Origin of the sequence: Undibacterium sp. Di26W (assembly GCF_049340265.1) — a bacterium.
Classification (GTDB): domain Bacteria; phylum Pseudomonadota; class Gammaproteobacteria; order Burkholderiales; family Burkholderiaceae_D; genus Undibacterium.
Genome location: NZ_JBMPOR010000026.1, coordinates 21,411 through 42,612, shown reverse-complemented (window position 1 = coordinate 42,612; position 21,202 = coordinate 21,411). Strand labels below are relative to the sequence as shown.

The window sequence follows — 21,202 nt, the reverse complement described above, 5'->3', positions numbered from 1 at the left end:
TTTTATATTAGCTTTTCATAGTACCCAGCAAATCGTTTTCTAAACAATACGGTATAACTACTGTAAGTAATTCCACGCAGAAAATTACTTACCGGTTTGCAAGCATTTTTACCTCTTAAACGCCCAATATACTCCTGGCTGCCTTCTCTGCAATCATCAGAGTAGGTGAGTTGGTATTACCTGAGGTTATAGTCGGCATGATAGAAGCATCTGCCACGCGCAGGCCAGCTATGCCTATTACGCGTAAAGCACTGTCGACCACCGCCCCAGTATCGTTGATACGGCCCATTTTGCAAGTACCTACCGGGTGGAAAATCGTCGTGCCTATGTCACCAGCCGCCCTGGCCAGTTCTTCCTCCGTCTGGAACTGTGCACCCGGTTTCATTTCTTCAGGCCTATATTTCTGCAGGGATGGTGCAGCGATGATCTTGCGCGTCAGCGTCAGCGAATCTGCTGCTATCTTGCGGTCTTCCGGCGTGGTCAGGTAGTTAGGTACGATTTTCGGTGCCGCAGAGGCATCATTGCTGGCGATGCGCACGTGGCCGCGTGAAGTCGGGCGCAAATTGCACACACTGGCGGTGAAGGCCGGAAAATCATGCAGGGGGTCACCAAATTTTTCCAGTGACAAAGGTTGTACATGGTATTGCAGGTTAGGTGTCACCTGGCTGGCATCCGAACGGGTAAACGCCCCCAGTTGCGACGGTGCCATCGACATCGGGCCGCTCTGGAACAAGGCATATTCCAAACCTATACGCGCCTTGCCCAGCAAGCTATTGGCCATCTTGTTGAGGGTCTTGGCACCACTGATTTTAAACGCTGAACGGATCTGCAAATGGTCTTGCAGATTGCCGCCGACACCCGGCAGGTCATGCACAACGGCAACACCGGCCTGTTGTATATGTGCCGCATCACCTATGCCTGACAATTGCAGTATCTGGGGAGAACCGATCGCCCCTGCCGCCAGCACCGTTTCTTTCATGGATTCGGCAAACCAGCTACGGCCACCACCGATAAATTCCACCCCCATACAACGCTTGCCCTGTTCGGTATCCTTGATGCAAAGCTTTTGCACCTGGCAGCCGGTCATGATGGTCAGGTTGGGCCGCGCCGCTGCCGGTTTCAAAAAAGCCTTGGAGGCATTCCAGCGCACACCGCGTTTCTGGTTAACGTCGAAATAACCACAGCCTTCATTATTGCCACGGTTGAAGTCATCGCTCTTGGGTATGCCGACTTCAGCCGCCGCCTCACGGAAAGCATCCAGGATTTCCCATGACAGTCTTTGTTTTTCCACCCGCCATTCACCACCGCTGCCATGGAATTCTGTATTACCGCTGTAGTGGTCTTCACTTTGCTTAAACAAGGGCAAGACCTGATCCCAGCGCCAGCTATCATCACCTGTCAGTTCCGCCCATTGCCGGTAATCCCTGTCCTGGCCACGCATGTAGATCATGCCATTGATGGATGAACTGCCGCCCAGCACCTTGCCACGCGGATAAATCAGGCTGCGTCCATTCAGGCCGGCTTCTGCCTCGGTACGTAACATCCAGTCGGTACGCGGGTTGTTGATGCAGTACAGGTAACCAACCGGGATATGTATCCACACATAGTCATCCTTGCCACCCGCCTCGATCAGCAAGACCCTGTTGTCAGGGTTCTTGCTAAGACGGTTCGCCAGCACGCAGCCCGCCGTACCGGCACCGATAACGATGTAATCATATTGTCCTGCTGCTTCCATACCGTTTTCCTTATAGTTCATGAATCCTGCATTTCTGCGACGAGTACGGCCATCAACTCACTGACCGTCAAATCCCTTGCTGCTGCCACGCCCTGCCCGGTCCACATTGACATCAGGCCGGTATTACTTGCTTTTGCCGCTGCTGCCCGTATGGCACCAGTCAGTGCATTCTGTATCGGGTAAGCTGGCACCTTGTCGGCCACTGCCGCCATGGCCTGCATGAAATGATTATCCAGACCACGCGCAATACGCCCGGAAAAAGCACGGGTCTGGCGTGTGGTGTCGCTGCTGCTTTCCAGCAGGCGTTGTTTATAGGCAGGGTGGATCGCCGATTCTCTGCTCGTCAAAAACGCCGTCCCCATCTGCACCAACTGAGCGCCCGCCTGCAAAGCCTGTTTGATCTGCCTGCCATCCATGATGCCGCCAGCGGCAATCAATGGCACTTCGATATGCGGTTTGCAGACTGCCAGCAAGGCGAACAGACCCAGGGTCGATGCTTTTTGCGCGCCGATGAAAGTCCCGCGGTGCCCGCCTGCTTCCACCCCTTGCAGGCATACCGCATCCGCCCCCATGGCTTGCCAGACGATGGCTTCCTGCAGATTGGTGGCCGTACCGACGACCAGGATGCCGGCATCATGCAGGCGTTGTAGCTGGCTGCCATGCAATACATCAAAGGTAAAGCTGGCCACCGCTGGCCGCGCCGTGATCAGGGCATCCAGCTGTGCTTCAAAATCTTCACACCAGCGTGTCGGTGTCGGCAGGTTATCCCAGCCCAGTTCCTGACAGACCGGCTGCAGTAACAGCTTGGCCGCTTCCAGTGCCGCAAAATCGATTTGTGGCCGGGTTTGTACAAACAGGTTGATGGCAAAGGGTTTGTCCGTCAGTCTCCTGATGTGTTCAGCCTGTTCTATGATGGCCAGTGGGGTCAGCAAGGGAGCCGCCAGTGAACCCAGCCCGCCTGCATTCGACACTGCGGCCACCAGTTCGGGCGTGGTGGCACCACCGGCCATGGGGGCCTGGATGATGGGGTGGGGGCAGAGGGTTTGCATGGATAACATGGGGGGCTCCGGGTTGGTGTGTTAATTGAATGGTTCGAGTTAGAGAAATCAAGCTTTCTTGTTCAATTGCATTGCCTTGTTTAGTCCTGATACTAACTTGAAATCATTAAAAAATTACTCTTTAAACGCCAACTCATTTAATTACCATCCTCATAGTGTTGCGATTGCAGGTCGGGGGTAGCCCGACAGCTACTCACTTTTCTTTTCTTGCAAAGAAAAGTAAGCAAAAGAATGCGCCCGCGGCGTCGCTGCCCCTTCGGGGTCCCCGTTTGTGCGGTACAAAAAATGGGAAGGTCCGAAACTCGCCTGCGGCTCAGACACCGGCCCTTCTTTTTCCATTTTTTGTACCGCACAAACGGCATCGCCACAGCGGAACTGCGAAAGTCAAAAACAACTACGACATCAAAAACAACGGCAACCCCAAAACCCAGGTTGATTAACGGTATTAAGCACAATTTAAATTTCGGCTGCATTGACGTTGGTGTTGCTGTTGCTGTTGCTGTTGCTGTTGCTGTTGACTCTGTTTTTGCTTTTGACCTTCAACCGCTTGGGACGATGTAATTTGTGCGTCACAGAAAATGGAATCAGAAGAGCCGATGTCTGAGCGTAGCGAGTTTCGGATCTTCCCATTTTTTGTGACGCACAAATTATGCTGAAGCGTAGCGTAAGCACCCGAAGGGCGAGTCTGCGGTCGCCTTTCTTTGAATACGTTCTTTGGCGAAGCAAAGAAAGTATTTCGGCCGCCGGGCCGAGACCCGGCTTGTGTCCACGAAGGGCAATTGCTTTAATAACGACTCAAGCATGCAACGAACGTCGCTGAGCTTCAGCACAAAATAACGAATAGGTACTTGAAAAGCCCAGTGTTGGGCTGATGAAGCGCAGCCCAACCTACGATCCTAGACTACAGCAGTCGCAAGAATGACGAAAATAAGATCGCTGCATATCGACAGAACCCCATCCTCATCCCCGCCTTCTCCTTGAAGGAGAAGGAGCAAGGCATACCGCTACTTCGCCACCGGCATCGTAAACTCCGCCCCTTTTCCTATACTATCCGGCCACCTCTGCATGATCGATTTATAACGCGTATAAAACCGTATTCCCTCTTCGCCATATGCATGCACATCGCCAAACAAGGAACGCTTCCAGCCGCCGAAAGAATGCCAGGCCATGGGCACAGGAATGGGTACATTGATGCCCACCATGCCGACCTGGATGCGGCGCGAAAATTCGCGTGCGGTATTGCCGTCTGAAGTGAAGAGCGCGACGCCATTGCCAAATTCATGGCGGTTGATCAGTTCAACCGCAGATGCAAAATCAGGTACCCGGACTATGCACAATACCGGGCCAAAAATTTCTTCACGATGGATTTTCATGCCCTCTTTGACATGGTCAAACAAACAGCCACCAAGGAAGAAACCGCCTTCATGCTCAGCCACTTTCAAGCCCCGGCCATCAACCAGCAATTGCGCACCTTCGGCAATGCCTTCTGCAATATAGGATTCGATTTTTTCCTTGTGTTGCGCCGTCACCACCGGGCCCATTTCAGCATCCGCTTCCATGCCGTTTTTGATCTTCAGGGCCTGCACCCGTGGCACCAAAGCCTGCACCAGTTTGTCGGCGACATTGCCGACCGCGACCGCCACCGAAATCGCCATGCAGCGTTCACCGGCTGAACCATAGGCAGCACCCATCAGGGCATCGACGGCTTGTTCCAGATTGGCGTCGGGCATCACCACCAGGTGATTTTTTGCACCGCCCAAAGCCTGCACGCGCTTGCCCAGGCGAGTACCTTCGCTATAAATGTATTCGGCAATCGGTGTTGATCCAACGAAAGAAATAGCGGATACATCGGGGTGGTGCAACAAACCATCAACAGCCACTTTATCGCCCTGCAATACATTAAACACCCCATCTGGCAAACCGGCTTTTTTGAGCAAGTCGGCAATCAGCAAAGAACAGGAAGGATCACGTTCAGACGGTTTCAAGATAAAGCTATTCCCGGTCGCTATCGCCAGCGGGGCCATCCACATCGGCACCATGAAAGGGAAATTGAAAGGCGTGATGCCAGCCGTCACCCCCAGCGGCTGACGCAGGTTGTAATTGTCTATACCGCCGCCGATATTGTCAGAAAATTGTGATTTCAGCAGTTGTGGCATGCCACAGGCAAATTCGACGATTTCTATGCCGCGTGTGACTTCGCCCATGGCATCCGACAAGACCTTGCCATGTTCACGCGTGATCAGGGTGGCCATTTCCTGGTGATGCTGGTCCAGCAATTCCTTGAACTTGAACATCACACGGGCACGCCGTAGCGGTGCAGTCTCTGCCCAAGCAGGTGCGGCGGCCTTGGCCGCAGCGACGACGGCATGCACTTCATCCAGGCTGGCCAGGGCAACACGGGCGCTGACCTCGCCGGTGGCAGGATTGAACACATCCTGCTGGCGACCGCTGCTGGAAGCAATGGCTTGCCCATTCATATAATGCGAGAGTGTGGATGTCATAAGTAAACCTTAGAGATGAATTGATGATTGCCAGTGCGTGACGATGAGATTAATTCACTCCTCATGGTAAATCCAATGAGTTATTATCAACTGCAATATAAGGATTGCTAATAATGGACTTGACACAACTCCGTGCTTTTGTCGCCGTGGCCAGAGAAGGCAATCTGACCCGGGCGGCGGAACAATTGCATGTCACGCAACCAGCCGTCAGCCTGCAGATCAAGGCCTTGCAGGAATACCTGCAACTGCAGTTATTCACACGTAGCGCCAGCGGCATGCGCCTGAGCAATGATGGTGCAAAACTATTGCCGTATGCAGAAAAAGTACTGGCCGGCATGGGCGAGTTTCGCCAGGCCGCCTACGCCTTGCACAGCATCATTTCTGGCGAGCTGGCAATAGGCACCATACTCGATCCGGAATTCACCCGGCTGGGGGTATTTTTGAAGCGTCTGGTCGAGACTTATCCACAGTTATCCACAAAGTTACAACAAGGCATGTCGGGTACGGTACTGCAACAAATCCGTGCCGGCACGCTGGACGTCGGCTTTTATCTGGGGCAACCACCAGACGATGGCAAAACCCCCTGCCACAACCTGGCGCTGACTACATTCAACTACCGCGTGGTGGCACCGAACGGCTGGAAAAACCGGGTAGCGGGTCAGGGCTGGGCCAGTCTTGCCCGCCTGCCGTGGCTATGGACGCCGCCAGAATCGGCGCATCACCGCCTGCTCAGCAAGATTTTTAACGAGCACGGTGTCAGCGCCAACATCGTCGCCCTGGTCGACCAGGAGCCATCCATGCTGGACCTGGTCAAATCCGGGGTCGGCCTCAGCCTGATACGGGATTCCATCGCCATACGCGAAGCCCATGCCCATGGCCTGGTTATTGCTGATGCAGTCAGTGTACCCACCGAACTCAGTTTCATCTGTCAGGAAAAACGCCAGCACGAAGCCATGATTGCCGCCAGCTTTGCTTTATTGGAAAGTATCTGGAAATAATGACTTGTCCAGATAAACGGGGCTTAAGCCAAATTACCAAGACCTGTAGATGTAAGAACGTGTTTACGATCTGTAACGAGCGAAACGTACGTGCATCAGCGGGGTAAGGGTAACAAAAACGCAGCGCAAAAAGCGGAATGGTCTTAAGACCATGAGCATTTTGAGTAGCGCATGAGCCCCGCGTGGACTCCGATTGCGCTCGCGCAGTAAGATCGGAAACACGTTCTAAGGAGTTATAGAACATGTCAGCAAACGAAAATAGCTGCCAAACCGGGAAATTCAGCGGTATATTTCCAACACTAAAAAAATATACTGGGACACCCGTCGTGAAATTGTTCGTACCTTGCTTCGTATTTTGCCTGATGCTTACCCCGCTGGTGAGCCGGGCAGAAAGCATCAAACTGCTGATACAGGAATATGCCCCCTTCACCCACACCGATTCCAAAACCGGTGAAATCCTCGGCATATTGACTGAAAAAATACAGGAAATCCTGAAACGTGCCGGCGATACCTCCACTATCAGCAGTACCTCGCTGGCCCGTGGCCTGAATTCCACCCTGAATGATGACAACACCTGCCTGTTCGGCTTCCGCCGCACTCCCGAACGCGAAAACCTGTATAAATGGGTAGGTCCGCTGACCAATGACACCTGGGTCTTGTATGCGCGCAAAACCGACACCCGGGTATTAAAAACCCTGGAAGATGCCAAACCCTATTCCATCGGGTCCTACAAAAATGCCGCCACCGGCATGCAACTGAGTGAGCAGGGTTATAAGATAGAGTTTTCCAACCAGGATGAAGACAATCCGCGCCTGCTGATCAACAACCGGCTCAATTACTGGATCGTGTCAGAATCCCACGGCATGGTCCTGGCCCAGCAGCAAGGCTTTGGAAATGATATTGTGCGGGCCGTCAAATACAAAACCATGGAACTGAACATGCTCTGCAATAGCCGTATGGACAAACAACGTATAGAGTTGTACAACAAACTCAATAAAGACCTGGATAACGACGGCACCATGGAAAAGATCATGCACAAGTACGGGATGAAATAATGGCGCGCTCGACTAAAGCCAGCTATGCCGTCAACCGCCTGCGCGAACGCAGCAACAATGCGCCCTATTCCATGGTCAGCATGGCCGACGGCCGCTTTTACCTGACCCTGGCAAACATCGAGGATGAAGATGCCGCCCCGCAAATACTGGGCGAACCCATGGAAATGGATGAATTTGTGGCCTACGTAAATAATGTGCACAAGCAGGCTCCCAAAAAAGCCAGCAAGCTCGATATTGCTTTTGAAAAGAAGTTACAGGCATCCAAAGACAAAAATGGCTAAAGCCGTATTCCAACAACTTCCACCAACCATAAGGATAAAAGAATGAAGTCACTACTGTTCATCAGCCTGTTGGCAAGCAGCCTGTTGCAGGCATTACCCGTGCATGCAAACCTGGTAGCAGAAACGCCGGCCCAGAGTCCGGCCACCGAGCCAAGTACACCCATTGCGCCAGCACCTGAGCAAGGGCCCAGCGTACAAAAGATCGACCTGGTAGTCGGCAAGGGACTGGAAGCCACAGCGGGCCGCAGCGTGGCCGTACATTACACCGGCTGGCTGCATGACCCCTTCGCCAAGCAGGAACGCGGCAGGCTGTTCGACAGTTCAAAAGACCGTGGACCACTGACTTTCATCCTTGGCACTGGCCGTGTGATTAAAGGTTGGGATCAAGGGGTCGCCGGCATGAAAGTCGGAGGCAAACGCACACTGATCATTCCAGCAGAACTGGCCTATGGTGCCAAAGGGGCAGGCAACGGTCTGATACCGCCAAACGCACAACTGGTTTTTGATGTGGAATTGCTGGACGTGAAATAAATCAGACCAAGGCCAAAACCCAGGCAGCACTGGGTTGGGGTGCCTTATTTATCCTGGACTTTGTCCTGGAATTTATCTTGAATATCAAACCACACCGTTTCATTCGAATACACGGCATAGAAAAAGCTGCAGATGATCAGTACCGTGGCAAAGGTGCCCGCTATGAACAGGAAACTCAGCCCGGTGGGGAAAATGTACTGGTACCAGCCCAGCAAAGTGATCATCACCATGCAAAAAAACGCCAGCATGATCAGGCGACGGCTCTTGCGCATGGTGCCAAAAGCGATCAGGATCAAAATAAGTAAAGACAAAGAAAAATTGAGGAGTCCGGGCACAACCTGACCTTTCCTGAAATACACAAAAGCGACAAATACCGACTTTTAATTAATAATTCAACTATAACAAATACCAATATATTTGCCTGCAACACAAAGTAAAGAATTTGTAAGCAGATGTCAGCACTCCTACGCTGAAGCAGGGTATAAAAATCACATAAGGCATCACACACGGCATTGTTTACCGTAGCCACCAGGACAAATCAGGATTTTCCATGACTTATCTGCTCGCTTTAGACCAGGGTACTTCGAGTTCACGCAGTATCATTTTCAATGAACGCGGTCAGTTAATCGCCTCTGCCCAGCAGGAATTCCGCCAGATTTTCCCACAGCCGGGCTGGGTCGAACATGACGCCACAGAAATCTGGCAAACCCAGTTCGCCACCTGCCAGCAGGTCTTGCAAAATGCCGGTCTGCAAGCCAGGGACATTGCAGCCCTGGGCATTACCAACCAGCGCGAAACCACCATACTGTGGGACAGAAAAACCGGCCAGCCCCTGGCCAATGCCATCGTCTGGCAAGACCGGCGCACCGAATCCTATTGTGAACAACTGCGGCAACAGGGCAAGGCTGAACTGATACAAGCCAAGACCGGCCTGATACTCGACCCCTATTTTTCTGCCACCAAGCTGAAATGGCTGCTGGACCAGATTCCCGATGCCAGACGTCGTGCCGATGCCGGCGAACTGGCCTTTGGTACCGTCGATAGCTGGCTGGCCTGGCAACTCAGCGCCGGCAAACTGCATGTCACCGATGTCAGCAATGCTTCACGCACCATGCTGTACAACATCCATCGCGGTGAATGGGATCAGGATCTGCTAGCATGGTTTGATATCCCGCCATCTGTGCTACCACAAGTCCTGCCTTCCAGCCATCGCTTTGGTGAAACCAGTCTGCTGGGCGACAGCATTCCCATCGCTGGCATTGCAGGTGACCAGCAGGCAGCCTTGTTCGGCCAGGCCTGTTTTACCCCGGGCATGGCAAAAAATACCTATGGCACTGGTTGTTTCATGCTCATGCACACGGGCGACAAGTGCCCGGTATCGCAAAACGGCCTGATCAGTACCGCCGCCTGCCAGACCGGCCCGCAGCGCCAGTACGCCCTTGAAGGCAGCGTATTTATCGGCGGTGCCGTGGTCCAATGGCTGCGGGATGGTTTGAAAGCCATACAACATTCAACCGATGTAGAAGACCTGGCCGCCAGCGTGCCGGATTCTGGTGGCGTGGTGTTTGTACCCTCTTTCACTGGTCTGGGCGCACCTTACTGGGTACCATCGGCCAAGGGTGCGATACTTGGCCTCAGCCGTGGCAGTACGGTCGGCCATATCGCCCGCGCCGCGCTGGAATCGATAGCCTTCCAAAGCACCGCACTGTTACAAGCCATGACCAGGGATGCCGTTTTCCCCATCAGCGAATTAAGGGTGGATGGCGGTGCCGCAGCGAATAATCTCTTGTTACAATTTCAGGCGAATTTGCTGGGCATACCCGTGATACGCCCCAAAGTGACAGAAACCACGGCCCTTGGTGCCGCTTACCTGGCCGGGCTGGGGACGGGAATTTATCAAAATACCGATGAATGTGCCGCATTATGGCAAATGGACAGACAGTTTTTTCCCACCATGAGCAGGGACCAGGCAGCCAGCCTCATGCAAGAATGGGAAATCGCGGTAGGCCGGGTACGTTAATAAGTTTGTGGATAAGCTGTGGGTAAACTATTAATTCGCTATTAATTAGTTATTAATAAGCCGTTGATAAGCTACTGAATTTGCATTGATCACGGTCGTGGGCATTTTTACCTTCCCCCTTTACAGGAGCAGAAAATGAAAATCATCAAATGGATAGCCGGGATACTCGTCACCCTGATCGTCGTCCTGCTGGGTATTGCCTATTCGCTACCGAATGAATACCGCGTCAGCCGCAGTATCGTCATCCAGGCTGCACCGGCCAAGATCTTCCCCCTGATCGCTGCACCCAAGGCATGGAAAAACTGGTCCGTATGGAATCAGCGTGACCCTTCCATGGAAATGCAGTATTCCGGACCAGAATCAGGCCCCGGTGCCGCCTGGGACTGGAAAAGCAAAAGCCAGGGCAATGGCGGCATGAAGTTCAACCAGGTACAGGCGGACCAGAAGCTGGAATACGAATTGCACTTTGAAGGCATGGGCAAGCCCTCTGTCGGTGCGTTGGTGTTGGAAGTACAGGCTGGCGGTACCAAAGTCACCTGGGATATGCATGGCAGCAGCGAAGGAAACCTGATGATGAAGCTATTCGCCCCGTTTATGGATAAAATGGTGGGTCCGGACTTTGAAGCTGGTCTGCTTAACTTAAAAAAACTGGCTGAAAAGACTAGCTAGCTCAGGCTGTAAAGAATCCCCTTAACCCGATTGCATCAATGAAACTCAAGTTTGCCCTGATCCTGGCCTTGCCACTACTGACCGCATTGCCAGGACTATCCGTTTTTGCTGCTGAAGCTGGCAAAGTTGCCCCTCCTGCTCCTCTTGCCCCTTCCGTCCAGCCAGCGCAACCGGGCAAGGGCATGCAAGCCGTATTTGTGGTCGCCCCGGAAGATTTGCCCAAGCAAAATAGCGGTGTACAAATCGATGCACCCAAGCAGAAAGCCGTAGAAAAAAGTAATAAGCCCGATGTTCCCATCCTGGTCTGGTCCGGGCCAGTGCCGCTGGCCGGAGGCCTGTGGATACTGGTCGCCTCCATGCCGGTGCTGGCTTCCTTGTATTTTGCTTACCAGTTACTGATGTTCATCAAAGCCCGCCGTCGCCGCTTATCCACAGAACGCGGCTCCTAGGCAAGGAGCTGCAATGCAGCTGGGGCGGTTTTGCGTAAATCCGCATATGGATAATTGTTTTTCACAGAATATTCATCTCCCTGTCACCAGCCTGTCACCTGCACATCCTACAGTCTCCCTTATCTAAACCATAAGTGGAGACCAGCATGTCCACCAAAGCCCTGATCGACAGCGCCGTTTTCAATTCCACCACCTCTGGCCGCAAAGGGCTGGCAGACAAGCTATTCGCCCACTGGTTCAGCCGCCTGGTGTATGCCCAGATCTGGGAAGATCCACAATCTGACCTTGATGCGCTGCAACTCAAGCCAGGCGCGAATATCCTGACCATCTCTTCTGGCGGTTGCAATGCCCTCGCCTATCTGTCGGCCGAACCGGCTGCCGTGCATGCGGTGGACCTGAATGCCGCCCACCTGGCCATGCTCAACATGAAGCAAATGGCCATCAAGCATTTGCCCGACTACCAGGCGGTACTGGCTTATCTTGGCAATGCCAACCAGGCCGATAACCTGAAACGCTATAAACGACATATCCGCAATCACCTGTCTGACGATGCCAGCAATTTCTGGGAAAGCCGTTCCTTGTCCGGCAAGGCGCGTTACCATTATTTTGCCAGCGAAGCCTATCAACATGGCTTGCTGGGCAACTTCATCGGTTTTGCCCATTTCTTTGTACGCCTGATGGGTGGCGACATGAGCCAGCTCATGCAAGCCCGCAACCTGCAGGAACAGACTCAACTGTTTGAAAAATACGTGGCACCCGTATTTGAAACCCGTTTGTTCCGCCTGATTGCCAGCCAGCCGCTGGCCCTGTACAGCCTGGGTATTCCACCATCCCAGTTCGAAGCCCTTAAAAAAGATGCCAAACAAGGCCTGCATGTCTTGTTCAAGGAAAGAATGCGCCACCTGGCCTGTGATTTCCCGCTGGACCACAACTGTTTCGCCCAGCAAGCTTTCGCCCGTCGCTATAACACCAGGCAACAAACTGCCTTGCCGCTGTATTTGCAGCAACAGCATTTCAGCAGCCTGCGCCAGAATATAGACCGACTGCATGCGCATCACACGACCCTGACCGATTTCCTGCTCGGCCAGCCACGTGCATCCATGGACGCCTATCTGTTCCTTGATGCACAAGACTGGATGGATCAGCAACAACTGACCGAACTGTGGCAAGAAGTCACCCGCACGGCAGCGCCTGGTGCCAAAGTGGTGTTCCGTACCGGTGGCAGCGAATCCCCACTGGAAGTGCAATTGCCGGCAGATATCCTGGCTGCCTGGCACACCGACCCGCAACACAATCGCCAGTTGTACCTGACAGACCGTTCTGCCATCTATGGTGGCATGCATCTGTACACCAAACGCTGATTTTCAGACTTGAACACATCCCTACCACCGCATGTGGTGGCTGATGCCCTGTGGCTGCTGACGGCCCGTTCGCGCGGTGGCCAGCACTGGGTCAGCAACACTGATTGCGCCATTGATGCGATCGAGATTGCCGGTCACAGCCAGCCAGTCAGCCTGCTGGAGCACAGTCACTGGCAAGACAGTTATGTCGCCAGCCCACGTTCTACCTGGTTACGCTATGCCCGCCAGGAAATGCTGCGTCAGTTAAGCCCCGGCCTGGCCGCGCTTGGTCAACTGCTTTCCTGCGCCGTTTTCGGCCCCATGTCTGCATTGCTGAATGCCAGCAAACTGGATCAGGCTGCCATCTGCAGTAATCACCTGATATCCACCAACCTGTATCCAGAATGGTCGGCATCTGCCGTGCAACAGGCGACCGACGGCCTGCTGCAAAAATATCCGCAACGACCGCTGATGATGCGCAATATCTGTCCGGCCCTGCATCCGGCGCTGGCACAGCAACTTATCCACAACGGCTGGCAAATGCTGCCTTCGCGCATGGTCTATCTGTGTGATCCGCAAGAAAAAACCGTGTGGAAGCATAATCACGTCAAACAGGATGCCCGCCTGCTAGCCAATAAGCAGGTAGAAATCCTGCCGCATGAAGCTATACAGATCCAGGATCTACCCACTTTGCGCCAGTTATTCAGACAATTGTTTATCGACAAGCATTCTTGCCTGAACCCGGATTTCAGCCCGGCATTTTTTGAACTCTGCCTGGAAACGCGCTTTCTTGAACTGCTGGCCCTGCGCTGGCAAGGCAGGCTGGTCGGCGTCATAGGCTTATATTCGCATCCCGAAAGTGGCTGTATCACCACCCCTCTCATCGGCTATGACACCAGCCTGCCTCAAGAACTGGGTTTATACCGTCGCCTGATGGCCTTACTATTACATAAAGCCAAAGAAAAACAACTAAAACTGCACTACAGCTCCGGTGCCAGCCAGTTCAAACGTGCACGTGGCGGTCATCCCCATCTGGAATATACGGCGGTCTACAGCCAGCACCTGCACACGCTTAGCCACCAATCCACCCGCTTGTTTGCCAGCATTCTGCAAAACTGCGCGCCAGCTATCCTGAAACGCGCCGATCATTTGTAGCAACTTGGCAATATCAAAAAGAGCTGCTACATGTAAAAAAACAGCAAAACCCCGCCAAAACCAGCAATAAAACGATAAAAGGCCTGTGGACAAGTCTATGCATATCCCCAGGATGAACTGTGCAAAACCACCATTACTTATCCAACGCTGATTTTTATCCCAAAACTGTTCTTCTTTCATACAAGACTTATAAGAACATCTATACATGCACTAAGCTTTTGATTCTGTGGGCAAATACAGACTTATCCACAAAAAATCGCGCCGTTAACTACTACTACTATGTATATATAACTTAAGTTATCTAATTGAACTGCCTTGAACCCCGAAAAGGAATTTTGTTCTTTTTCAAAAAACCACATACCTTTTTCAATAAAAAAATAAGTCTTTTCTGAAACCCCAAAACCTTCGTCAACAATGTCTGTTCATCATTTGAACTGGCCCTGCTTAAAAAACAGGCATTAGCAGATTTTTTCCTACAGCTTTCCCCAAAAAAAACTTTTTGTCTTGCTACATACATAAAAAAATCATCTGCCAGCGCATCAGCATTTGCTAAAGCGACCAGTTTTAAAGACATGCAGACGATTTTTACTGTTCAAAAAACATCTCTGCCTGCAAATTGACTTGCCCAAAGTCAAAAACTTCTATCAGCCCACCCGTATTCCCAGTCTTTTTGCAAAAATTCAGCGGAAAAACCACAAAAAACAAAAAAACTTTGTGGATAACTCAGTCGATATTCACTGTATGCATTGTGAGTAAGTCATAAATTATTCACTGCAAGTTTTACTGTTCAGATGTTGTCCTGTGGATATACAGACTTTTCTCACCACCTTATCATTTGCTTAAACTTTTGATTCTGTGGATGTTTACCGACTTATCCACAGACAAGTACCTGCGTTAACAATCACTACCATGTATATATAAAGTTATTCTATTTAGGGGTATCCACAGGCAAAAAAAATCAAAAAAACAAATTGCCAGAACTGCCGTAGAATTCGTAACTCGTTCAATCACAAGGAGATTTTCATGAAACTCTGGTCGAAATTACTGCTTACAAGCTTGCTGGTCTTTGGATCTGCCCATGCCGAGACGCCGACTGAGGCCTCAGTGAAAGAATTGCTGATAGCGACGAATACCCAGCAAATGCTGAGTGCAGTTGAAGCGCAGGTCGATGGCTTGATGAAAGGCATGATGCAAAAAGTCACCAAAGACAAGCCGCTCAGTGAAGAACATCAAAAAGCCCTGGATAAATTCAGGGAAAAAGTCATTGCCATTCGCAAACAGGAAATGAGCTGGGACAAGCTGGAGCCTATCTTCATCGAAATTTATAGCAAATCCCTAAGCCAGGAAGATGTCGACGGCATCACTGCCTTCTACAAATCGCCAGCCGGCAAGTCCTATGTCAGCAAAATGCCCGCGATGATGCAGCAATCCATGGCATCCATGCAAAAATTGATGACACCCATGATGGAAAAAATGATGCAAGCAGGTAAAGAGATGCAAGAAGAACTTGCCAAGGCAAAAAAAACCAAGTGATGCGTGATAAGTAATACGCAATAAACAACTTATAGGTAAATATAAGCAGGCCTGAATTAATCAAAACAGCATCAGGCCTGTGGAAAAGCGGGAAGATATCAACAGGCAAGTCATGAAAATAAATATAACTCTGATTTGCCTGCTCGCTTTATCTGCAACTACCGCAGTTGCCGCCACCAAGCCAGCTTTTAGCGGCAACAATTTCAGCGGCGTGTACGACTGCAAGGGTAATGACAGCCACGAAGGCGATTACACCGGCACCGTCACCCTGGATCTGGTTCCTGCCCAAAGCTTCAACAAGTATGGTGCCTACAGCTTCAAACTTGAGGTGCCAGAATACGGCACCTATCTGGGCCATGCAGCAGCAGACAAGCAGCAAATGGCCATGCACTTCGCCCTGGTCGACCCGACCACCAAAGATTTTGGTACCGGCATCGCCACCTTCAAGAAAAACAAGACGGGCAAATGGACATTCAGCAAGTACTACTATGAGCCTGAATTCAAGGGCGGCAATTTTGGTACTGAGACATGCGTGCAGCGTTAATTCAGTTTAATGCAATTTAACTCAAGCATGAATACACTCAGGTTAAGCATATTCTTTCGTGCTATCACTTTCTTGTTTATCGCCGCATGTAATCCAGCATTGGCAAGTGATTTACCGTGTACACCAAATACGCAGATGTCCCTGTCAGCGATTAAGGCAGAGGTTATTGCCATAGGCGAGCTTCATGGATCAAACGAAATCCCGGCATTTGTCGAGGGGCTGGTTTGTCAAATTGCCCTAACAGGTAAGCCCGTTGTACTTGGTCTGGAACTGCCGATGGATTTGCAAGCAGACATCATCAAATACACGCTTTCAAGAGGAGAAGCTGAAGATAAAAAGGCCTTGCTTTCAGCCTCTTTCTGGCAGGATAAAATGCAAGATGGCCGCACCAGTGTGGCAATGTTTAAGCTCATAGATTTGGTCAGAAGATTGCGCAATGAAGGTAAAGAAGTACTTCTTTCTGCCTATGACTCAAGAAGCTCAGATGACCTTGTTCCCTTGACCAAAAATGAACTAAGGGCACAGGCGAGGCGCGATTCCATCATGGCCACCAATATTTACGATAGGCTTAAACAATACCCCGGGCATACGCATATCGTGCTGGCGGGAAATGGACATATTGGGAAGTTTAAACAACAGGATTGGAATCCAGCTGTAAGTTCAATGGCATATTTGCTACAGCAACGTGTACCTGTTTATGCAATCAGTTTCTCTTTTTTACGAGGTGGTGAAATTTGGGCCTGTCGTAAGCCGGACGCTCCCTGTGGACCTGGGCCAGTCACAGCGTCGACTGCAACTACTGCAGAAGGCTTTGATTTAATTGTTTCTATCGAAAAATTAACTGCATCCTTTCCAGCCAAGGATATGCAGTAAAAAAGTATCAGAGCATTCCTCAAATTGAAAAAGCCCTGTGAAATATTTTCACAGGGCTTTTTAGTACCAGGCTCAAATTTCAAAAACCAAATTAACTCAACCCTCCAAAGTCATCAAACTCGCATTCCCACCCGCTGCCGTAGTATTCACGCACAGCGCCCGTTCAGCGACCAGGCGCCATAGCGGGATTTCCACATGGTCCTGGGTTTCAACGACAGAGACGATGGCTTCGCCCTGAGCAGCAAACAACAGTTTGTAATGGGCCAGCAAGGCACCTTCCACCAGTGCCAGCTGGGCACCGCACTGGTCGGCTTCGGCAGCGACGATGAGTTTGCTGACGTCCAGTGGCAGGCCGCCGGGCAGCATGGCAAGGGTCTGTGCTGGCAAGACTGGGGTATTGCCGGTGGCCAGTGTGGCGGCCAGCTGGTTGATCAGGCAATTGATGCTGTTGGCGGCACAGAAAATACGGCCACGTGGGGCGAAGGACAGGGTATTGCGTTCACCCGTAGGGCCGGGCAAGACCTGGGTCAGTTTGTAAGGGCTGGTGTGCGCATAATGTTCGCCCAATTCAGCTATGCGCTGGTGACCATGGGTTTTGGCCCATACCAGCAAGGCTTCCAGTGCCGGTGGTGACTGCCGTTCATAGACAGTGTGACCGCCCAGGCCAACCACAGGTGTGCGTTGCAGGCGTTTCAGGTACAGCGGGCCGCCGGCTTTAGGGCCGGTGCCGGATTTACCTTCGCCACCAAAGGGCTGGACACCTACTACCGCTCCGACGATATTCCGGTTCACATAGATATTGCCGACATGGGCGCGATCAGTGATGAAATTGATGGTTTCGTCGATGCGTGAATGTATACCCAGGGTCAGGCCAAAACCAGTGCCATTGATCTGCTCTATCAATTGTGGCAAGTCATCACGCTGATAGCGCAAGATATGTAGTACCGGGCCAAACACTTCTTTTTTCAGGTCTGCCAGGTTGGCAATTTCGAATACCGTCGGTGCTACGAAGGTGCCATCGCGGCAGTTGCTGGCCAAGTCCAGCGTATAGAAAGATTTGGCTTTGCCGCGCAGGGTATTGATATGGCTGAGCAGATTGTTTTGTGCTTCGGCATCAATCACCGGGCCGATATCGATGGCCAGGCGGTCTGGCTGGCCTATGCGCAATTCTTGCATGGCACCGTGCAGCATTTCTATGGTTTTGTCGGCAATGTCTTCTTGCAGGCACAGTATGCGCAGGGCCGAACAACGCTGGCCGGCACTGTCAAAGGCGGATGACAAGACGTCATTGACGACTTGTTCCGGCAGGGCGCTGCTGTCGACGATCATGGCATTCTGGCCGCCGGTTTCGGCGATCAGGGGGATGTCTATGCCTTCCGTCACGGCACGTTTTGCCAGGGTGCGGTTGATGATCTGCGCCACTTCGGTAGAGCCGGTAAAAATTACACCCTTGACGCGGCGGTCCGCCACCAGCTGGGCACCAACGACTTCGCCGGTACCCGGCAAAAATTGCACGGCGCCACGCGGCACACCCGCTTCATGCAGTAGTTGTATGGCGCGATAGGCAATCAGCGGTGTCTGTTCTGCCGGTTTGGCCAGCACCACATTACCCGCTGCCAGTGCAGCACTGACTTCACCCATGAAGATGGCCAGCGGGAAATTCCAGGGGCTGATGCAGACTACCGGGCCCAGTGCCTGGGTATTTGGCAGGCTTTCTACCTGGGCTGCGTAATAGCGCAAGAAATCCACCGCTTCGCGCACTTCCGCCAAGGCATTTGGCAAGGATTTACCGGCTTCGCGTATGGCCAGGGCCATGAAATCCAGGGTTTGTGTTTCTAGTAAGTCTGCCGCATTTTTCAAAACAGCGGCACGTTCTACCGGTGGTGTGGTTTGCCAGTCCATCGCATATTCTTCGGCTGCATGCAGGGCAGTTTCCACATCCTGGGCATCGGCTTCGATGACATGGCCGACGATATCAAGCTGCTTGGCAGGGTTATTCACAGGCCGGGCCTGGCTGGCCGATACCTGGCCATGCAGGATGGGGCTGGCAATCAAGGCTTGCTGGCTGCTGTCAGCAAAGTGGGCGCTGATGCGTTGCAGTTCCAGTTCATTGGAAAAATCCAGTCCGGCAGAATTTTTTCTTTCCTTGCCAAATAAATCCCTGGGTAAGGCAATGCCAGGATGCGGCAACCCACCCAGTTCACGTGAGACGGCGATGGGGTCAGCCAGCATGGACTCTATGGAAACATTTTCATCAACGATCTGATTCACGAAGGATGAATTTGCACCATTTTCCAGCAAGCGACGCACCAAATAAGCCAGCAACGTCTGATGTGACCCCACTGGTGCATAAATACGGCAGGGTTTGTCCAGCTTGTCTTTGCCTACCACCTGGTCATATAAAGTTTCTCCCATGCCATGCAAGCACTGGAATTCATAGTCGGTGATACCGGCTTTTTGCGCCCAGGTATAAATGGTGGATAAGCTCAGCGCATTGTGGGTGGCAAACTGTGGATAAATCACATTGGTAGCTGCCAGCAGCTTTTGTGCACAGGCCAGGTAAGACAGGTCGGTGTACACCTTGCGGGTATACACCGGGAAGCCGCTCATGCCATCCACCTGGGAACGCTTGATTTCAGCATCCCAATACGCCCCCTTGACCAGCCTTACCATGAACTTGCTGCCACTGCGGCGGGCCAGGTCCACCAGGTAATCGATCACAAACGGGCAGCGTTTTTGATAGCCTTGCACCACGAAACCTATGCCTTCAAAGCCCTTGAGGTCGGCGTCGAAGGCCAGTGCTTCCATCAGGTCCAGCGATAATTCCAGCCGGTCGGTTTCTTCTGCATCGATATTCAGGCCGATATTGTATTGCTTGGCCAACAGCAGCAATTTTTTCAGCAGCGGCAGCAATTCCGTCATCGTGCGCTCACGCTGGGCGCGTGAATAGCGTGGGTGCAGGGCTGACAATTTGACTGAAATGCCCGGGCCATTTTTTATGCCACGCCCGTTGGATGCCTTGCCTATGGCATGGATGGCGGTTTCATACGCCTGGTAATAAAAGGCTGCATCTTTGGCCGTTAACGCAGCTTCACCCAGCATGTCGTAAGAATAGCGATAGCCGCGTTTTTCATTGTCCTGGCTGTTTTTCAGGGCTTCTTCTATGGTTTGGCCAGTGACAAACTGGTTGCCCAGCATCCGCATGGCCAAGTCAACGCCCTTGCGTATCAGCGGTTCGCCGCCCTTGGCGATCAGGCGTGTCAGGGCAGAACCCAGGCCGTGCTCACTATTCGTGCTGACCAGTTTGCCAGTCACCAGCAAGCCCCAGGTGGCGGCATTCACAAACAGCGATGGTGATTCGCCCAGATGCTTGCGCCAGTCACCCTTGCTGATCTTGTCGGCGATCAGGCGGTCAGCCGTCTGGTGATCGGGGATGCGCAACAAGGCTTCGGCCAGGCACATCAGCGCCACGCCTTCTTCAGATGACAAAGAAAATTCATGCATCAAGGCATCGACACCAGAGGCACGGGTACGTTGCTGGCGGACATTGGTGACCAGGCGGTGTGCCAGTTCCGCAACAGTCTTTTGCTGGTCCTCATGCGGTTCAACCTGTCCCAGCAACCATTGCACAGCCTCTGTCTCTGATCGGCGGTATGCTTGTGTAATGGCTGTTCTCAAGGGCGTAGCAGGGCTCAGGAGTTCAGCCTGCAAGGCAGAAAATGGGAGGTGGTTGGTTGGCACGATAGTTGCAATCCTAGAGAAATAATCAAAACAAATTAGATTTCATTGTATAGATGCTCTTCGAGGATTAATTCTGGAAATCAGAACATATATCGAAATTTTCTATTTTGTGAGAAAATTATGCCGAATATTATTAATCACCATTGAAACAATTTCTGACTTCTTATGCTCGACAAAATCAGTAAAAGAATTCTGGCCGAATTGCAAAACGACGGCCGTATCAGTAATGTAGAACTGGCAACAAGGGTCAACCTGTCCCCTGCTGCCTGCCTGGAGCGCGTGCGTAAGTTGCAAGAGTCCGGCTACATACTAGGATATACAGCCCAGCTCAATCCCCATCTACTGGATGTGGCCTTGCTGGTGTTTATTGAGGTAGTGCTTGACCGCACCACACCTGATGTCTTCGATGCCTTCCGGCGTGGCGTGCAAGCCATCCCCGAAGTGCTTGAATGCCATATGGTGGCCGGTGGTTTTGATTACCTCGTCAAGGCGCGGGTCAAGGACATGAATGCCTACCGTGATTTCCTTGGCAAATCCCTGCTGCAATTGAATGGCGTGCGTGAAACACACACCTATGCAGTAATGGAAGAAGTCAAAAATACCAGCTGCCTGCCGATCAAATAAAAGCGAATCATCGCTTTTTATGTGAAGACAGTAGCGCACGACCTCGCACTGGCTTAAAGCTCAGTGTGAGCCAGTGCGGTTTTGCGTAAGTCCCG

At 51.9% G+C, this 21,202-nt stretch carries 20 protein-coding genes; 14 read left to right on the top strand and 6 right to left on the bottom strand.

The genetic code is table 11. From position 1 onward, the window contains the following. Positions 1-115: 115 nt before the first annotated feature. Together ACO0LM_RS24085 and ACO0LM_RS24080 are read right to left on the bottom strand one after the other, a co-directional pair. Positions 116-1,735 carry a GMC family oxidoreductase gene (locus ACO0LM_RS24085; RefSeq protein ID WP_423040794.1) on the bottom strand — a complete coding sequence of 540 codons (1,620 nt, stop codon included), beginning with the start codon at positions 1,733-1,735 and terminating at the stop codon, positions 116-118. Positions 1,736-1,752: 17 nt separating this feature from the next. Further along, a complete protein-coding gene (locus ACO0LM_RS24080; protein WP_423040701.1) occupies positions 1,753-2,793 on the bottom strand; it encodes an NAD(P)H-dependent flavin oxidoreductase in 1,041 nt (346 codons plus the stop codon). A gap of 285 nt (positions 2,794-3,078) precedes the next feature. On the opposite strand from ACO0LM_RS24080, the gene ACO0LM_RS24075 reads away from it, so the two are divergent. Continuing rightward, positions 3,079-3,354 (top strand): hypothetical protein, encoded by a 276-nt coding sequence (locus ACO0LM_RS24075; RefSeq protein ID WP_423040699.1) that lies wholly within the window; start codon positions 3,079-3,081, stop codon positions 3,352-3,354. 443 nt (positions 3,355-3,797) lie between these two features. On the opposite strand, the gene ACO0LM_RS24070 is transcribed toward ACO0LM_RS24075, so the two are convergent. Further along, a complete protein-coding gene (locus ACO0LM_RS24070; protein ID WP_423040697.1) occupies positions 3,798-5,294 on the bottom strand; it encodes a CoA-acylating methylmalonate-semialdehyde dehydrogenase in 1,497 nt (498 codons plus the stop codon). Positions 5,295-5,407: 113 nt separating this feature from the next. On the opposite strand from ACO0LM_RS24070, the gene ACO0LM_RS24065 reads away from it, so the two are divergent. From ACO0LM_RS24065 to ACO0LM_RS24050, 4 genes are all read left to right on the top strand, one after another. After that, positions 5,408-6,292, top strand: a complete 885-nt coding sequence (locus ACO0LM_RS24065; protein WP_423040695.1) for a LysR family transcriptional regulator — start codon at positions 5,408-5,410, stop codon at positions 6,290-6,292. Positions 6,293-6,618: 326 nt separating this feature from the next. Beyond that, entirely contained in the window at positions 6,619-7,347 is a 729-nt protein-coding gene (locus ACO0LM_RS24060; RefSeq protein WP_422989119.1) for a substrate-binding periplasmic protein, read from the top strand. Further along, on the top strand, positions 7,347-7,628 hold the full coding sequence (locus tag ACO0LM_RS24055) for a hypothetical protein (RefSeq protein WP_423040693.1): 282 nt from the start codon (positions 7,347-7,349) through the stop codon (positions 7,626-7,628). The genes ACO0LM_RS24060 and ACO0LM_RS24055 overlap by 1 nt, the downstream gene beginning before the upstream one ends. Positions 7,629-7,670: 42 nt before the next feature. Continuing rightward, the gene (locus ACO0LM_RS24050) at positions 7,671-8,159 is read left to right on the top strand and encodes an FKBP-type peptidyl-prolyl cis-trans isomerase (RefSeq protein WP_423040691.1); all 489 of its coding nucleotides are present in this window, start codon (positions 7,671-7,673) and stop codon (positions 8,157-8,159) included. Between the two features lie 44 nt (positions 8,160-8,203). Here the strand turns inward: ACO0LM_RS24050 and ACO0LM_RS24045 are convergent, their stop codons facing one another. Then, positions 8,204-8,470 carry a hypothetical protein gene (locus ACO0LM_RS24045; RefSeq protein WP_423040689.1) on the bottom strand — a complete coding sequence of 89 codons (267 nt, stop codon included), beginning with the start codon at positions 8,468-8,470 and terminating at the stop codon, positions 8,204-8,206. Positions 8,471-8,709: 239 nt separating this feature from the next. Here ACO0LM_RS24045 and glpK point away from each other — a divergent pair, with 239 nt between their 5' ends. The 5 genes from glpK (at position 8,710) to ACO0LM_RS24020 (ending at position 13,792) form a co-directional block, all read left to right on the top strand. Next, positions 8,710-10,179: a glycerol kinase GlpK gene (gene glpK, locus ACO0LM_RS24040; protein WP_423040686.1), complete on the top strand. Its 1,470-nt coding sequence runs from the start codon at positions 8,710-8,712 to the stop codon at positions 10,177-10,179. Positions 10,180-10,314: 135 nt separating this feature from the next. After that, positions 10,315-10,848, top strand: coding sequence for an SRPBCC family protein (locus tag ACO0LM_RS24035; protein WP_423040684.1), 534 nt, complete (start codon positions 10,315-10,317; stop codon positions 10,846-10,848). 38 nt (positions 10,849-10,886) lie between these two features. Continuing rightward, on the top strand, positions 10,887-11,297 hold the full coding sequence (locus ACO0LM_RS24030) for a hypothetical protein (RefSeq protein ID WP_423040682.1): 411 nt from the start codon (positions 10,887-10,889) through the stop codon (positions 11,295-11,297). Positions 11,298-11,443: 146 nt separating this feature from the next. Continuing rightward, complete coding sequence (locus tag ACO0LM_RS24025; RefSeq protein ID WP_423040680.1) at positions 11,444-12,658, top strand: DUF3419 family protein; 1,215 nt, start codon at positions 11,444-11,446, stop codon at positions 12,656-12,658. Between the two features lie 9 nt (positions 12,659-12,667). Further along, positions 12,668-13,792, top strand: coding sequence for a hypothetical protein (locus ACO0LM_RS24020; protein WP_423040678.1), 1,125 nt, complete (start codon positions 12,668-12,670; stop codon positions 13,790-13,792). 301 nt (positions 13,793-14,093) lie between these two features. On the opposite strand, the gene ACO0LM_RS24015 is transcribed toward ACO0LM_RS24020, so the two are convergent. Next, entirely contained in the window at positions 14,094-14,366 is a 273-nt protein-coding gene (locus tag ACO0LM_RS24015) for a hypothetical protein (RefSeq protein WP_423040676.1), read from the bottom strand. A gap of 449 nt (positions 14,367-14,815) precedes the next feature. Here ACO0LM_RS24015 and ACO0LM_RS24010 point away from each other — a divergent pair, with 449 nt between their 5' ends. The 3 genes from ACO0LM_RS24010 (at position 14,816) to ACO0LM_RS24000 (ending at position 16,742) form a co-directional block, all read left to right on the top strand. Next, positions 14,816-15,325 (top strand): DUF2059 domain-containing protein, encoded by a 510-nt coding sequence (locus ACO0LM_RS24010; protein WP_423040674.1) that lies wholly within the window; start codon positions 14,816-14,818, stop codon positions 15,323-15,325. Between the two features lie 112 nt (positions 15,326-15,437). Then, positions 15,438-15,869: a hypothetical protein gene (locus ACO0LM_RS24005; RefSeq protein WP_423040672.1), complete on the top strand. Its 432-nt coding sequence runs from the start codon at positions 15,438-15,440 to the stop codon at positions 15,867-15,869. Positions 15,870-15,896: 27 nt separating this feature from the next. Then, positions 15,897-16,742: a hypothetical protein gene (locus tag ACO0LM_RS24000; protein WP_423040670.1), complete on the top strand. Its 846-nt coding sequence runs from the start codon at positions 15,897-15,899 to the stop codon at positions 16,740-16,742. Between the two features lie 96 nt (positions 16,743-16,838). Here the strand turns inward: ACO0LM_RS24000 and putA are convergent, their stop codons facing one another. Further along, positions 16,839-20,483: a trifunctional transcriptional regulator/proline dehydrogenase/L-glutamate gamma-semialdehyde dehydrogenase gene (putA, locus tag ACO0LM_RS23995; protein WP_423040668.1), complete on the bottom strand. Its 3,645-nt coding sequence runs from the start codon at positions 20,481-20,483 to the stop codon at positions 16,839-16,841. Positions 20,484-20,648: 165 nt separating this feature from the next. Here putA and ACO0LM_RS23990 point away from each other — a divergent pair, with 165 nt between their 5' ends. Continuing rightward, positions 20,649-21,107, top strand: a complete 459-nt coding sequence (locus ACO0LM_RS23990; protein WP_110254407.1) for an Lrp/AsnC ligand binding domain-containing protein — start codon at positions 20,649-20,651, stop codon at positions 21,105-21,107. Positions 21,108-21,202: the final 95 nt, after the last annotated feature.